At 72.7% G+C, this 15,415-nt stretch carries 11 protein-coding genes; 3 read left to right on the forward strand and 8 right to left on the reverse strand.

What is annotated here, in order from left to right; all coding sequences use genetic code 11:
* Positions 1–14 precede the first annotated feature (14 nt).
* Positions 15–2,765, reverse strand: a complete 2,751-nt coding sequence (locus PKF00_RS08050) for an ATP-binding protein (protein ID WP_271216743.1) — start codon at positions 2,763–2,765, stop codon at positions 15–17.
* A gap of 104 nt (positions 2,766–2,869) precedes the next feature.
* On the opposite strand from PKF00_RS08050, the gene PKF00_RS08055 reads away from it, so the two are divergent.
* Entirely contained in the window at positions 2,870–3,490 is a 621-nt protein-coding gene (locus tag PKF00_RS08055; protein WP_271216744.1) for a LysE family translocator, read from the forward strand.
* On the opposite strand, the gene PKF00_RS08060 is transcribed toward PKF00_RS08055, so the two are convergent.
* Positions 3,442–4,236 (reverse strand): alpha/beta fold hydrolase, encoded by a 795-nt coding sequence (locus PKF00_RS08060; RefSeq protein WP_271216745.1) that lies wholly within the window; start codon positions 4,234–4,236, stop codon positions 3,442–3,444. The genes PKF00_RS08055 and PKF00_RS08060 overlap by 49 nt on opposite strands.
* A gap of 97 nt (positions 4,237–4,333) precedes the next feature.
* On the opposite strand from PKF00_RS08060, the gene PKF00_RS08065 reads away from it, so the two are divergent.
* Positions 4,334–4,927, forward strand: coding sequence for a TetR/AcrR family transcriptional regulator (locus PKF00_RS08065; protein WP_271216746.1), 594 nt, complete (start codon positions 4,334–4,336; stop codon positions 4,925–4,927).
* 105 nt (positions 4,928–5,032) lie between these two features.
* On the opposite strand, the gene PKF00_RS08070 is transcribed toward PKF00_RS08065, so the two are convergent.
* The gene (locus PKF00_RS08070) at positions 5,033–5,755 is read right to left on the reverse strand and encodes a TetR/AcrR family transcriptional regulator C-terminal domain-containing protein (protein WP_271216747.1); all 723 of its coding nucleotides are present in this window, start codon (positions 5,753–5,755) and stop codon (positions 5,033–5,035) included.
* Between the two features lie 76 nt (positions 5,756–5,831).
* On the opposite strand from PKF00_RS08070, the gene PKF00_RS08075 reads away from it, so the two are divergent.
* Positions 5,832–7,229, forward strand: coding sequence for a DHA2 family efflux MFS transporter permease subunit (locus tag PKF00_RS08075; RefSeq protein ID WP_271216748.1), 1,398 nt, complete (start codon positions 5,832–5,834; stop codon positions 7,227–7,229).
* A gap of 56 nt (positions 7,230–7,285) precedes the next feature.
* Here PKF00_RS08075 and PKF00_RS08080 read toward each other — a convergent pair whose 3' ends face one another.
* The 5 genes from PKF00_RS08080 to PKF00_RS08100 form a co-directional block, all read right to left on the reverse strand.
* Positions 7,286–8,497: a hypothetical protein gene (locus PKF00_RS08080; protein WP_271216749.1), complete on the reverse strand. Its 1,212-nt coding sequence runs from the start codon at positions 8,495–8,497 to the stop codon at positions 7,286–7,288.
* A gap of 31 nt (positions 8,498–8,528) precedes the next feature.
* The gene (locus PKF00_RS08085; RefSeq protein WP_271216750.1) at positions 8,529–8,915 is read right to left on the reverse strand and encodes a Rid family detoxifying hydrolase; all 387 of its coding nucleotides are present in this window, start codon (positions 8,913–8,915) and stop codon (positions 8,529–8,531) included.
* A 35-nt stretch (positions 8,916–8,950) separates the two neighbouring features.
* Positions 8,951–10,060 (reverse strand): alanine racemase, encoded by a 1,110-nt coding sequence (locus PKF00_RS08090; protein WP_271216751.1) that lies wholly within the window; start codon positions 10,058–10,060, stop codon positions 8,951–8,953.
* 71 nt (positions 10,061–10,131) lie between these two features.
* Positions 10,132–11,655 (reverse strand): N-acyl-D-amino-acid deacylase family protein, encoded by a 1,524-nt coding sequence (locus tag PKF00_RS08095; protein WP_271216752.1) that lies wholly within the window; start codon positions 11,653–11,655, stop codon positions 10,132–10,134.
* Between the two features lie 159 nt (positions 11,656–11,814).
* Positions 11,815–15,366 (reverse strand): DUF4153 domain-containing protein, encoded by a 3,552-nt coding sequence (locus tag PKF00_RS08100; protein WP_271216753.1) that lies wholly within the window; start codon positions 15,364–15,366, stop codon positions 11,815–11,817.
* Positions 15,367–15,415: the final 49 nt, after the last annotated feature.

The raw sequence follows: 15,415 nt of genomic DNA on the forward strand, positions 1-15,415 counted from the left end.
CAGGGATCGTACGGCTAGAGCAGGCCTTCTTCGCGGGCGAGGGCAGCGGCCTGGGTGCGGGAGGAGACGCCGAGCTTGCCGAGGATGTTGGAGACGTGCACGCTCACCGTCTTCTGGGCGATGAACAGCCGCTCGCCGATCTCGCGGTTGGGCAGGCCCTGCGCGACCAGGGCGAGCACCTCCTGCTCCCTGCCCGTGAGCAGCCCCTGCTGGGCGGAGGTGAACCTGGCGCGGCGGCCGAGCTCGGCAAGGGCTTCGCCCAGCGGCCTGGCGCCGAGGGACCCGGCGGCCTCGACGGCGCGCCGCCACTCCGCCAGGGCGGAGGAACGGTCTCCTGAGGCGAGCAGCGCCTCGGCCAGCCGCCAGCGTGAGCGTGCGGCCTCGTAGACGAAGGCGGGGTCGAAGACCTCGACGACCCTGCGCCAGGCCTCGACGTCCGCGTGACCGTGCGCGCGCCGCCACTCGGCCTCCGCTCTCGCCATCCAGCCTTCTCCCTCCGCGCCGATCCCGGCCCTGACCGCCCCCCGCGCGCGGGCAAGCAGTTCGTCGGCCCCGTCCGTGCGGCCCAGGTCGGCCAGGGCCCACAGCGCGACGGCGCTGATGCGGATGACGCCCGCGTCCGTGGGATCCACGGCCTCGAGGACCGCGGTGGCGTGTTCCAGGGCGAGGGCGGGGTCCTGCCGCCAGAGGGCGTGCTCGGCGGCCATGCCCCGGGACATGTAGGCGACGAGGGAGTCGGACCAGAACGGCCTGAGCCAGGCGAGCCGCTCCTCCACATTGGGCGCTCCCGTGGAGACCTCGATGAACAGCGCGAAGGAGGACAGGACGGCCTCGGGGATCCTGCCGACACGCGCGCCGAACCTGGCCGCAACCTCGGCGGCCCGCGTCCAGTCTCCCGCCATGTAGTAGATCAGGAACTGGAGGAAGCGCAGGTCGGTGCCGTAGGTGCTCCACGACAGGCCGTTCTCCTCCGCCAGCCGTATGCCGTGTTCCGCGGTCACGGTGGCGTCCGCCATGGAGCCGCGTTCGTACTGGAGGCGGGCGTGGTGGAACAGGGCGCGCAGGTCCATGGCCAGGTCGCCGGAGTCCCGGAAGGCGACGGAGCCGGACAACTCCTCCGCCAGCGCGGTGTCGCCTTCCTGCTCGGCGCAGCTGGCCAGCACGATCACCGCCCCCTTCTCCGCGTCGCTTGCCCCCGTCGCGCCTGCGACCTCGAGCGCGCGTTCCGCCAGCGGCCTGACCTCGGCGGAACGGGGTGACCAGGTGAGCGTGCGGGAGAGTGTGGCCAGTGCCCTGGCCAGGGCGGCGCTCGCCGGGGCCGCGGCGGCGACGGCCGCCTCCGCGGCCACGATCGCGGCCTGGACGTCGTCGGAGTCGTAGAGGTAGTAGGCGAGCCGCTCGCAGACCTCCGCCGAGGGGGGAAGCGCCCGCAGCTGGGCGACGGCCCTGTGGTTGTCGCCCATGTCGGCCGCGGCGGCGGCGGTGCGCAGCGCGAGCCGCACGCGGTCGGTCCCGGTGAGCAGGACGGCGTCGGGAACCCGGTCCCACAGTCCGAGCGCCTGGTCGTAGTGGCGGTGGGCCTCCGCGGGGGCTCCGAGCCGCTCGGCCCTGCGCCCGGCTTCGACTGAGGCGGCCAGCCCCTCCGCGAGGTCGTGTCCGGCCAGGTAGTGGTAGGCGAGCTCGGCCGCCGCGCCGTCACGGGCGGTGAGCAGACGGGCGAACTCCGAGTGCAGTCTGGTCCGCTCGCCGGGAAGCAGGTCGGTGTAGACCACCTCCTGGAGCAGGGCGTGCCGGAAGGCGTAGCCGTACTCGCCGTCGAGGCGGAGCAGTCCCCTTGAGACGATCTCCCGCATAGCCTCGTCGAAGGCCAGGTCGTCCAGGCCCGAGGCGTCCTGGAGCAGGTCGTGGTCGACCCGCCTGCCCGCGACGGCCGCGCCGCGGAGCACCCGCTGGGCGGCGTCCGAGAGCACCTCGGTCCGGGAGAGCAGCAGGCCGGCCAGGTCACCGGTCATCGAGCAGCCCTCGGAGACGGCCTCGAACAGCTCCTCGGCGTAGAACGGGTTGCCCTCGGCCCGGTCGACGACCTCGTCGACCGTCCGGGCGTCCGCGCCGCCGAGAGCGGCCAGGTAACCGGTCATGTCGTCGCGGTCGAGCGGCCCCAGCTCGACGGACGTCACCGACGGCAGGCGTTTGAGCTCGGCGAGGACCCGGCGCAGCGGATGACGCCGGTGCAGGTCGTCCGTGCGGTAGGTGCCGACCAGGCAGACGCGCTCCGTCTGCAGCATCCGGCTGAGGAAGACCAACAGGTCTCGGGTCGACCGGTCGGCCCAGTGCAGGTCTTCGAGGACCAGCAGCACGGGCCGCGCGGCCAGGAAGCCGAGCATCGAGCCGAAGAGCTGCTGCTGGGTGAGGCCGGAGGTGGCCTCGGGGCCGAGGTCCGCGCCGCCCGGCAGCAGCCTGCCGAGGACGGGACGGGCGTCGATCTCCGCGCGCAGCTCACCGCCCGCGCCACGCAGGGCGTCGGCCAGCGGGAGGTACGGCAGGGCGTCGCCGAGCTCCGCGCACTGCCCCACGAGCACGGCGAAGCCCTCCTGCCTGGCCTGCTCGACGAGCTCCGTGACGAGGCGGGTCTTGCCGATGCCCGCGTCGCCTCCGACGAGGGCGACACCGGCCAGCCCCTCGGCCGCGGCGCCGAGCACCCCGACGAGCCTGCCGAACTCGGTAGACCGCCCGATCAGAGCACTGTGCGCCCTTCGCCACCCCATTTCGGGGAGTATGCCACGGCCATTCCGACAGCAAGCCGATCGGTCCACGGAAACGCCCCGCCAAGGCCTTCAGTACGGGACCAGGACAGGCCTATGGTCACATCATGATCTCTCTGTCCACGTTTCTGGTCTTCGTGGTGGCGTCACTGGCACTGGTCCTGGTGCCGGGGCCGAATCATCTGTACATCGCGGCCCGGGGCATCGCGCAGGGCCGGGCCGCCGCGGTCGCGAGCGCGTTCGGCGTCGAGACCGGCACGCTGGTGCACATCGCCGCCGCGGCGGCGGGACTGTCCTACGTGGTCGCCAAGTCCGCCACGCTCTTCAACGTGATCAAGTGGGCCGGCGTGCTCTACCTGGTCTATCTGGGCGTCAGGGCGCTGACCCGCAGGCAGGAGGCGACCCTCAGGGAGACTCCGCCGCAGCCGCTGCGCGCGATCTTCCTGGAGGGCGTGGTCGTCAACGTACTCAACCCCAAGGTGATCCTGTTCTTCCTGGCGTTCCTGCCGCAGTTCGTGCACCCGGAGGCGGGGGCCGTGCCGCTGCAGATCGTCGTGCTGGGCGGCACCCTCCTGTTCCTCGGCCTGATCTCCGACATGATCTACGCGGCGGGCGCGGGCGTGCTCGGCAGCAGACTGCGGAACCGGGCGGGCGTGCTGGGCTATGTCAGCGGGGTGGTCTATCTGGGGCTCGGTGTCGCGACCGCGCTCTCGGGCCGGTCGACCTGACCTGGGAGCCGCCCGGCCGCCCCGCCGGTCCGGTCGTGAAGGTCGCTGAGGTCGCTGAGATCGCTGAGGTCGCTGAGATCGCCGAGCAGGCGGGCCAGCGGTCCGGGGGCGGCCATCACGCCCAGGTGCCCGCGTCCGGGGAGCAGGATGAGCCGCCCGTTCCTGCAGGCGCGCAGGAAGTCGCGCTCGTCGGCCCTGAAGGGGTCACGGGCGCCGTTCACGAGCCACACCCGCCCGGGATAGGCGGCCAGCGCCGCGAGCTGGTCGTGTCCGGCGACGGCTTCGACGACCTGCGGCATCACCTCGCACGACAGTCCTCCGGCGACCATCGCGGCGCCGGAGGGACCCGGCAGGAGACGGCGCAGGGCGTAGGAGCTGAGCCGGTTGGCGAACGACGGGTCGCGCGCGGCGAGCGCGGCGGCGATCCGGTAGACCCGGACCGCCGACGCGCTGCGGGCCGTGCAGCCCATGGCCACCAGACCCGCCACCCTGCCGGGAAAGCGCTCGGCGGTGGCGATGCCGACGTAGCCGCCCAGTGAGAGGCCGACCACGAGCGCCCTGCCGCCGAGGGAGTCGATCGCGGCGGCCACCGCCGAGGTCGCGCCCTCCATCGAGAACGGCTCGCCGCGACGGACGCCGTGACCGGGCAGGTCCACGGCCGTGGCGGGGCGGTCGAGGCGGGAGACGACGGGGTCCCACATGGTCGCGCTGACCCGGATTCCGTGGACGAGGACGACAGGCGGCATCGGTGACCTCCAGACACGTCAAACGCAACGGTGCGTCGCGTTCATCAGGACGCCCCATTGAAACACAACGCACCGTTGCGTTGCTATAGTCGGACGCATGGCACCGCGCAAGGAGCAGCAGATCTTCCAGGCGACGCTCGAACTGCTCGCCGCCAAGGGGTACGAGGGGTTGACCGTCGAGGGGGTGGCCGAGCGCTCCGGGGTCAACAAGACCACCATCTACCGCTGGTGGCCGTCGAAGGCGGCACTGCTCGCCGCCGCGCTCGTCGAGGCCGACCTGCTCGTCAGCGCGCCTCCGGACACCGGAAGCCTCAGGGGGGACCTGGAGGCGCTGTTGCGCGGGGTGGCCGCGCTTCTCACCAGTCCTCCGGCCGCCGACGTCGCGGTGGCGGCACTCGGCGCCGCCGTGCACCATCCGGAGCTCGCCACGGCGGCCCAGCGCTTCTTCGCCGACCGGTTCGCCAGGGAGGAGGCCGTCTTCGCGCGGGCGAGGCGGCGCGGCGAGCTGCCCGACACGGCCGACCCTATGTTGATCATGGATCTGCTCGCCGGGGCGGTGTGGCTGCGCGCGGTCTTCCGCGGCCTCCCCCTCGACGACGACTTCGCCGCCGGGGCGGTGGCGGCGGTCCTCGACGGGGTGACCCGCCCGAAGGCGGCCGACGCCGCGAAGAGCCTCGGTGAGGTCCCCTGACGGGAGCCGCCGACGCCGCGGAGCGCCTCGACGGCCCCTCCGCAGAGCCGTCGACGCCCGGGAGCACCCCGGGACAGCCGGTCGCCCCGAAAGGAGGCCCAGGGGCTACAGGGCGAGGTCCCTGGCGATGCCGTCGAGCATCCAGCGCAGGCCTCGTTCGAAGTCGTCGTCGGCCCGGTCGCCCCCCTCGACGTCGGGAGCGCCGTCGGCGAGGAGCGGCGCGAGGTTGGGGAACTCGCCGCTGTCGATGAACTCGCGCAGGTAGGGCCGCATGAGGGCGTCGCGCTCCGCCTGCGTCCAGGCGTATCCGCGCGAGCCCTCCTGTCGCATCCCCTCTCGGATCACGAATCCCAGCGCGTAGTCGTCGACCGCCGCGATGATCCGCCACTTCCACTCGGGCTCGATCCGCAGGCGGGAGAGCGCGGCCAGTGACTGCTCTCCGTGCCGCAGGCCGTTCGGGCCGACCTGCGGGCGCCGGGAGACGAGGTCGACCAGCCAGGGATGACGTCGGAGGACCTCCCGCGTGCGCCGCACGATGGCGGAGATCGCCTCGCGCCAGTCGCCGGGCAGCTCCCCCTCGACCAGGATCTCCGCGTTGACCTCGTCCGCCATGAGGTCGAACAGGTCCTCCTTGCGCTCGATGTGGGTGTAGAGGCTCATCGCGCGGGCTCCGAGCTCCGCGGCCACCCTGCGGATCGAGACGGCGTCGATCCCCTCGGCGTCCGCGATCGCGATCGCGGACGCCACGATCGCCTCACGTGTCAGTTTCGGACGACGTTTCGCCACCTCACGCGCCCAGACCGGCCCTTGCGTCTGCTCTGATCCCACCTGTTCAGTGTACGGCGTAGCGACCTATCGCTACAGTGTACGGAAAATCGATACGCCGTACGGAATGGTGGGCGCGATGACAACGACGCAAGATCCGTCAGAGACACGGCCCGACCCCGCCCTTCGCGCGATCTCCCTCGTCGTGGTGCTGGGCACGGTCATGACCATGCTGGACGCGACCATCGTCAACGTCGCGATCAACGTCCTCGGCCGCGACCTGGGCGTTTCCCTGAGCACCGTCCAGTGGACGGTCACCGGCTACACCCTGGCCCTGTCCATGACGATCCCGATCACCGGCTGGGCGATCGGGCGGTTCGGCGCCAAGTCCACCTGGATCACCTCGCTCGCCCTCTTCGGGGCCGGGTCCGTCCTGTGCGGCGCGGCCTGGTCGGCCGGGGCCCTGATCGCCTTCCGGGTGCTGCAGGGCGTCGGCGGAGGCCTGCTCATGCCGGTCGCGCAGACCCTCCTGACCAGGGCCGCCGGTCCCGAACGAATGGGGCGGACGATGGCCGTGATCTCCATCCCGTCGATGCTCGCCCCGGTGCTCGGACCGCTGCTCGGCGGGGTGCTCGTCGACCATCTGAGCTGGCGGTGGATGTTCTACGTCAACGTCCCGGTCTGCGCGCTCGCGCTGCTGCTCGCCGTACGGCTGCTGCCGCGTGAGGAACGCCGCGCGGACAGTCGCCTGGACGCCCTGGGCCTGGCGCTGCTGTCTCCGGGTCTGGCCGCGCTGGTCTACGGGCTCTCGCAGACCGGCGAGGCGTCAGGAGGTTCCCGGGCGCTCGCGGGGCTGGTCTTCGGCGTCGTGCTCACGGCGGCCTTCTGCGCGCACTCGCTGCGCCGGGGCGAACGCGCCCTGCTCGACGTGGCACTGTTCCGCGACAGGGGACTGGCCGCCTCCGCCGCCGCCCTGTTCTGCTACTCGGTCGGGGTGTTCGGCGTGCTGCTGCTGGTGCCGCTGTACTCCCAGAGCGTCCCGGGCACCGGCGTGCTCGACGCGGGGCTCCTGATCGCCCCGATGGGAGCAGGGGCGATCGTCACCATGCCGCTGGCCGGACGGCTCACCGACCGGCTGGGCGCGCACCTGCCCGGGATCGCCGGAATCGTGACCGTCCTCGCCGGGATCTTCGCCTGCGCCCGCGTCGACATGTCAGCGGGCGCGTCGCCGCTGGCCGCCGCGCTGTTCGTCATCGGGCTCGGGCACGGCCTCGTCACCCCGTCGATCATGGCGGCGGCCTACCGCACCCTGCCCCGTTCCGTCCTGCCCGGAGCGGCGACCGCCTCGCAGATCGTGATCAGGGTGGGAACCGCCCTCGGCGCCGCCGTGATCACCGTCATCCTGCAGACCCTGACGCGCGGCTCGGACGGCCCGCAGGCCGCGGCCTTCGAGGGAAGTCTCCTGTGGGCCACGGCGATCGTCGCCGTCGCCCTCGTCCCCGCCCTGCTGATCCCCCGCCGTCAGGCGGCGCCGTGACGACCTCCACGCCCCGCTCCCGCCGTCGCCGGGCGCCGCCCCGAGAACCCCGCCGGTCAGCCCGAGAGCGCGCCCGGGATGCGGTCGAGGATCGGGTACGGCATGAGCCCGTACGCGTAGAAGTCGACCGCGTCCGCCCCCGCGGCCCGCACGGCCCTGACCTTGGCGACGAGCCGGTCGGCCGAGTCGGTGTCGGGAAAGCCGGGGCGGAGCACGGCCCGCAGTTCCTTGTCCTTGCCCGTCGAACGGCGGTAGGCGGCCACGTCGTCGGCGACGCGCGCGGCGTCGCGGGCGTAGGCGAGAACGCCGAGCGAGGGCACCAGGTCGCCGAGGGCGACCAGGTCGACGCCCAGCTGCCAGGAGTCGTGCGCGGAGAGCCCCGAGGGGGGCAGACCGTCGATGTAGCCCTTGGCCGAGCCGGTGGCGTCGAGGAAGACGAGGCTGGAGCCCTCGGCGGCGACGGCGGCCGAGACCTCGGAGACCAGCGACGTCACCACCTCCGAGCGCGCCCGCGCGTAGGAGACGACCTCGGGCCCCGCGTAGGCGGTCAGCGCGGCCCGGGTCACCTCGCCCTGCGCGGGCGGGTCTCCGTCGAGGACGCCTCCCACGATCCTGGCGCACTCCTCGCGGGCAACCTCCGCGTTGACGCCGAGGTCGGCGGCGCGGCGCATGCAGAAGTCGCAGAAGCACAGGCCGAGCAGGAACTCGTCCATCGGTCCCAGCGGGACGAAACTGCGCTCGTTCTGGTAACCGCAGCCGAAGGTGCCGAAGTGCAGCGCCTCGGCGACCACGCTGTCCACCCCCTGCCTGGCCACGGCCCGCCCGAGCGCCACAGCGTAGAGGCGGACGTCGGGGTGGGAGGGGCACAGATCGGCGGGCGAGCCCCGGTCTCCGAAGCAGTTGCGCAGGGTCACCTCGGGGTTGGCGAGGCCGAGCGTGGTGTTCATCAGGAACACGGTCCAGCCGTGCAGTTTGAGACCGCGCTCGGCGGTGGCCCGGCGCAGCGCGGCCAGCGGCTCCTCCTCCGCGCCCTCCTGCACCGGCGGGACGAGGCGGAGCCCGCCGAACAGGTCCTCCGGCGGTGTGAAGTGCACGCCGTCCCTGCGGACCGTCACCCGGGGACGGCCGTGCGGGGTCACGTCGCGGGCACGGTGATAGGCGGCGGCGACGGTCACGCCCGTCACGCCGTATCCGGTGATCCGGTCGAGGACCGCCTCAAGGCCCTCCCCCCGCACGTCCTCGACGTAGACGTATAGCGAGCTGTCCAAACCGCCGCCCTCCCACGCAGTCGGTCAGACTCTAACGTGCCTTGTAGGCCACGAAGTCGATCTCGACCAGGATGTCCATCAAGTCGGACCCGACAGTCGTGCGAACCGGGTAGGGCTGGGTGAAGTATGACTTGTACACCTCGTTGTAGGCGGCGAAGTCACGCTTGAGGTGCTGCAGGTGGACGGTCGACTTGACCACGTCGTCGAACCCGAGGCCGTGGGCCGCGAGGATCGCGCCCAGGTTGCGCATCGTCTGGTGGGTCTGCTCGGCCACGTCCGCGCCGACGACCTCGCCGGTCCTGGGGTCCAGCGGTCCCATCCCCGAGGTGTAGACGAAGTCGCCGACCACGAGGCCCTGGGAGTACGCCCCGACCGGCGCGGCGCCCTCGTCCGTGCGCAGTTCCTGCTTACCGCTCATGTCACAGCTCCTTGGAGACCCTCAACAACGGAAAACTAGAAGTATGTGGTTATCAGGTCGACGACCACGTAGTCGTCGTCGACCACCGGCATGACCCGCCACTTGTCGAAGGCGGTGCAGGGGTGGGAGATGCCGAAGGAGACCAGGTCTCCCGGCTTCACCGGCGAGCCCGGCGCGAGCCGCAGGACCGCGTGCTGGTCCTGGACCTTGAGCACCGTGGCGTCCGCGACGGCTCCGCGGGGGATCGGCAGCCCCTCGTCGAAGGGGGCGTCCCGCTTGCCGAAGCCGACCACGGCCATGCCCGGCTCCGGGACGCTCAGCACGTGCGCCCAGATCTCCAGCGCGGCGCGCAACTCCCCCTCGATCCGGGTGTACGGCGTGCGCTCGCGGTAGTAGCCGTCGTCGTGGGAGACGTAGGCGCCGCTGCGGAGCATGATCCTGGCCTGGCAGGCGGCGAGCTCCCTGCCGATCACGTCGAACCACTGGCTTCCGCCGACGGACAGGATCGGGTCGCGCACCCGCAGGTGCTCCAGCGCCTCGACCATCCGGCGCAGATAGGCGCGCACCTCGTCGGCCGTCCCCAGCGCCCCCTCGTAACCCGCGACGCCCGCGAGCTCGACTCCGGGGGCGGCCTGCGCGGCCGCCGCGACCTCCAGGAACTCCTCGAGCGTACGGCTGCCCGCCCGGCCGCCCTCGTGCCCCAGCTCGGCCAGCACCTGGAACGGCCTGGTCCCGGCGTGCCGGGACAGCGCCTCGACCCCGGCGACGGAGTCGACGAAGCAGAGGAACTCGAAGGACGGGTCGTCGGCGAGCTGCCCGGCGACGGCGTCGAGCCCCGCCGGGTCGAAGACCTGGTTGGCGATCATGACGCGCGGCACGCCGAACTCGCGCAGGGTGAGCGCCTGGCTGGGGGTCGCGGCCGTCAGCCCCCACGCGCCCGCCTCGAGCTGCGCCCTGACCAGCTCGGGCGACATGGTCGTCTTGGCGTGCGGGACGAGGAGCATCCCGTGCTCGGCGGCGAAGGCCGCGAGCGTCGCGATGTTGTGCTCGAGCGCGTCGCGGCGCGCCACCATCACGGGGAAGCTGAAGGCCCCTCCGAACAGTGAGGACCCCACGGCCCTGCCAGGATCGACGATCCCCTTCACATGACGCTCCCTTCGCTTCGCCCTGGCGACCCTATCCTCAGGGCCGCAACGCCCTGCCTCTGACGGCATCCTCAGGGCCGCAACGCCCTGCCGCTCACGGCCCCGGTGAGCCGTCCCCCCGCGAGCACCGGGACACCGGAGACGAGGACGTCGTCGACGCCGGTCGCGGGGACGCGCGGGTCGGCGTAGGTGGCCTGGTCGGAGACCGTCGCGGCGTCGAAGACGACGACGTCGGCCGCCTGGCCCGTGCGGATCAGGCCCCTGCCAGGCAGGCCGAAGCGGCGGGCCGGGTGGGAGGCGAGGTGGACGACGGCCTGTTCCAGGGTCCAGTCGCCGGTCTCGCGGACGTGACGCCCGAGCATGCGGGCGAACGCCCCGTAGCCGCGGGGGTGCGGGTGCCCGCCGACGTAGATGCCGTCGGAGCCGCCGGTGTGGGCCGGATGGCGCAGGATCGCGCGGACCGACTCCTCGCCCTCGGGCCCCTCGTCGGGCCTGGCCATCACGCAGCCCGCCTCGAGGCGGGTGTCGATCAGGACCCTGCGGCAGAACTCGTCCGGCTCGGCCCCCGCCCTGGCCGCGGCCTCGGGGAGCGTCAGGCCCTCGGCCCACTCGTCCCCCGGCACGTGGGAGAAGGTGATCCTCGGCCAGAGCTCCGCGTCCCACTCGATCGGCTCGGACTCCAGCAGCTCCAGCGCCCTGTCGGTGTCGGCGGCGGGGACCCAGGACGGCAGCGCGACCATCGCCAGGATGGTGCTGCCCCGCAGATAGGGATAGGTGTCGAAGGTGACGTCGAGCCCGTCGCCGCGGGCCCGGTCGATCAGCGGCACCAGGGTCGAGGCCGGCCCGTGGTAGTGCGAGACGTGCACGGCGGCGCCGGAGCTCCTGGCGATGTCCGTCACCTCGGCCATGCCGGTCGCGGCCTTCGCGCCGTACCCGCGCATGTGCGTGACGTACGGCAGGCCGCCGAGAGGCGCGCAGAGGGCGGCCAGCTCCGCGGCGTCGGCGTAGCGCCCCGGGGCGTACTCCAGGCCCGTGGACAGCCCGACCGCCCCTTCCGACAGACCGCGCTCGACGCGGGCGAGCATGGCGGCCAGCTCGTCGGCGGAGGCGGCCCGCTCCGCGGCTCCCATCACGTCGTAGCGGATGGTGCCGTGCGGCAGCAGGTAGGCGGTGTTGAGCGCGGTCGCCCTGTCATATCCCGCCAGCAGCTCCCGCACGCCGAGCGGCCCGTCCGCCGAGGGATGGGTCCCGTTGACCGCGGCGAAGTAGCGGGTGGCGTAGGCGAAGGCCTCGGGAGTGGAGGTGGGGGCGTAGGAGAGCCCGTCCTGGCCGAGGACGAACGTGGTCACTCCCTGGCGCAACGCGGCGAGCTGCACCTCGGGGTCGAAGACGAGGGCGTCGCCGTGGGCGTGACAGTCGATCAGTCCCGGCATGATGTGGCGACCGGAGGCGTCGATCACCGTCGCGGCCTCCGCGCCGGCCAGCCTGCCGACGGCGGTGATCTCGCTCCCGGTGACGCCGACGTCCGCCAGAAAGGCCGGAGCACCCGTGCCGTCCAGCACCTGGCCACCTCTGATCAGCACATCGAATGACATGATCGGATTCAATCATCGAAGAGGGATTTTTGGGCATGTTCGAGCGTTCCACCGGCTCCGCTGTCCCTCTGTCTCCCCCGTCCGGCCTGTTCGGCCTGTTCGGCCGCGGCTCCCGCCGGGAGGCGGAAGCCGCGCAACCGCGGCGACGGCCGTGACGCGTCAGTAGTCGTACTCGGCGGGGACGTCGCGCTGTGAGGCGGGAGTGACCGGGCATTCGGGGCCGGTGAGCACCGGGTGCCGCTCGAGCGCCTCTCTCGCCTGCTGTCTGGCGAGGTTCCAGCCGTTCCACGGGTCGGGAGCGTAGAGGCGGTTGACGGCGATCACGTCCCGCAGCACGCAGCTGCGCATCGGCTCGGGCAGCCGGTCGAGCGCGGGCACGGCCTCCGCCCCGAGGCCGCCCAGGTAGGCCCGGTCGAGCCGCTCCACGCCCCGCACCGCGACCTGGGTCTCCGCGACCCGCAGATCCGGGTTCCACACGGCGAACGCCAGCAGCGCCGCCCCGGTCATCATGACGAGCGCCCTGGGCAGCCAGTTCGCGTGACCACGCCGGGTGAGCCGTGCCGCGCCCGCCGCCAGGACCAGCGCGAAGACCGCGCCCAGCCACCAGATCGCCGCTCCGACCGTGGCGCGCAGCCGGGAGAATCCGTACGCGTCGACGTAGAGGTCGAGGCGGTGCATCGCGGAGACCAGGACCACCATGGTCAGCGCGCAGAGCAGGCCGAGCAGCACGGCCATCAGCCACCGTTCCCGCTCCCCGAGCTCGAGCAGGACCGAGGCGGCCGCCACGATCGCCAGCACGAACACGCTGACGACGACGAGCTGGAAGAACCCGGAACGGGCGTACTCGGCGTAGGTCAGCCCCGCGGCGGAGACCACCCACCGGGTGCTGCCGAACAGCACCGTCAGCTGCATCCCCACGAACACGCAGAACAGCAGGTTGAGCGCGACCAGCGGGGTCACCCACAGACCCCGGCCGACCGTGAGCCGCAGGGGGGGCACCGTCGGCTCGGCCACGGGGCGCATGCCGACCAGCACGGCGGAGGCGACCACGATCCCGAAAGCCGCGAACAGCACGATCCGCAACGGCATCGACTCCGCCCAGTCCTGCGCGAGGAACACCCGCTCGACGGCCTTGGCGAAGACCGCGTCCGCCGAGACGAACAGCCCGCCGAACAGCACCACCAGCACCAGGGCGAGGCATGTGCCGATCAGCGCGGGCACCACCTTCCTGCGAAAGGCCATCCCCTTCACCGGCGCCGCCAGGAACCACGGCACCGGCAGCAGCCCGATCAGCACGGACGCGCCGCCCCTGGCGATCCCGAGCCAGCTCCGTCCCGCCCCCGACAGGGCCAGGGCCGCCAGCAGGAACCCCGCCAGCAGGAGCAGTGCGACGAGCCAGTCGGAGTCCCTGATCGTCGACACCCCGATCATCCCGTACGCGATCACCCCCAGCCCCGCCGACCAGGGCGTGATCCGCCGGCGCACGACCGGCAGCGCCGCCGCGCCCATGGCCACGGCGACGAGCGCGAACCCCAGCCCCGTTCCGCTGTACGGCAGCGCGACCGCCGCGAGGAACCCGACGGCGGCGCACACCGGCAGCACCCACCGGGGGGTCTCGGGCAGCTCAGGCCGGGGGAACACCGGTGGCGCCACGTAGTCCCCGGGGGGGGATCCCGGAGGTCCGCCCGTCTCCCCCCGCCCGGACTCCCCTTCTCCTCTCCGTTCATCCCCGCCGTCGCCGGACGTATCCTGCGCCTCCTCGTCCGCTCCCGCCTGCCCCGGAACGGCGGGACGCGACGACTGCGCGGGACGCTCCGCCTCCGCCGTCGGGTGGGAGGGGGTGACGCCGAGCACCGTGCCGACGAAGCCCCCGACCATCACGGCCGTCAGACCGGCCAGCAGCGCCAGCAGGAGGCTCACGGACGCGATGGCCGCCACGACGGGCACAGCGCAGATCCCGCCGATGAACAGGCCCCCCACGAGCCCCACGAACGCTCCCAGCCAGTCGCGGGGCGGATGCGGCCGCCGAGGGGCCCTCAGCACGGGCTCGTGCACGAAGGGCGGGTACGGCGCGGGCCCGGCCGACGCGGAGGAGGGCGTGGGCACGGCGGGTCGCCCGCCCTCGCCGGTTCGCCCACCCTCGGCGGACGGAGAGGTCTCGGCGGAGGGGGAGGCCTGCGGGCGGACCCGCTCGTGAGGCGGGTGGGGCCGGAAACCGGCCGACTCCTTGTCGCCTTCGGGAGTTCCCGAGTCGTGCGGGGCGTCGGCGGGGACCCCGTCCGTCTCGGCCGTGGGAGAGAGCCCGGCGACCTCCGAGACGGCGGAAGAGGTCCCGACGGTGTCGGGAGTGGCGGGAAGGCGCGCGGAGGAGGGCACAGGGGTCCGCCCCCGCTCGGCCGCGGAGATCTTCGTGTCAGCGAGCGCGGAGGCTTCGGCGGGCACGGGAACCTCGGCGGGCTCGACCGTTTCAGCGGGCTCGAACGTCCCGGAGGCCCCGGAGCCGAGCGTCTTGGAAGATCCAGAGTCAAGCGTCCCGAAGGCCCCGGAGCCGAGCGTCCCGGAAGACCCGGAGTCAAGCGTCCCGGAGGCCCCTGAGCCGAGCGTCCCGGAAGGCCCGGGGCCGAGCGTCTTGGAAGACCCTGAGCCGAGCGTCCCGGAGGCGTCCGGGATCGCCGAGGCGGGGGACGCCTCCGCGAGGTCGGACGCGGACGGGATGTCCATCGTGATCCTTTCTGGAAGGTCGACCGCGATCCGGCAGCCGACGCCGTCCTCCACCCGGATGGAACCGCCGTGCAACTCGACGATCTCCTTGACGATCGCCAGGCCGAGTCCGGCGCCGCCCTCGTCCGCGGCCCGTCCCGCGTCCAGGCGGGAGAAGCGCTCGAAGGCTCGCGCCCGGTCCTCGGCGGGGATTCCAGGGCCCTGGTCGGTCACGCGCAGCCGTACCCCGGCGCCCGCCGAGGCCGCCGCCAGCACCACGACCCCGCTCTCGGGGCTGTGCCGTACCGCGTTGTCCAGGAGGTTCGCCAGCACCTGCGCCAGCAGGTCCGGATCGGCGCGGACGCTCAGCCCCTCCGGCACCTCGCAGCGGGCGGTGACGCCGTCCCTGGCCAGTACGGCCTCACGCAGCGCCTGGTCGCACAGCGGCCCGAGCTCGACCTCCTCCACCTCGATCGGCCGCGCCCCCGAGTCGAGGCGGGACAGGTCGAGGAGCTGGGCCACCAGCCTGCCGAGCCGCTCCGTCTGGGCCAGCGCCGTTCCCAGCGTGACGGGATCGGGCGTCGAGACGCCGTCGACCACGTTCTCCAGTACGGCCCTGAGCGCGGTGATCGGCGTGCGGAGCTCGTGACTGACATTGGCGACCAGCTCACGCCGCTGCCGGTCGACCTCTCCGAGGTCGGCCGCCATCGCGTTGAAGGCGCGGGCCAGCTCGCCGACCTCGTCACGCGAGGTGGCGGTGACGCGCAGGCCGTAGCGGCCCTTGGCGATGGTCTGCGCGGCGGCGGCCATCTCGCGCAGCGGCTTGGTCATCCCCCGCGCGAGCAGCTGCATCATGATCAGGGCGAACACCACGGCGACCGCGACGCGGACGTTGCGCGAGTAACCGGCGTTGATGCCGACCTCGTTGACGACGAACGCCGCCGCCACGGCCAACAGGATGACCATGCCCAGTTTGATCTTGATCCGGCCGAGGAAGTCGAGGGGTCTCAATGGTTGGCTCGTCCCGTTGTTCGTTGTCCGAGTGATGAGATGAGGGGAA

The organism is Streptosporangium carneum (assembly GCF_027922005.1).
In the GTDB taxonomy this organism is placed as follows: Bacteria; Actinomycetota; Actinomycetes; order Streptosporangiales; family Streptosporangiaceae; genus Streptosporangium; species Streptosporangium carneum.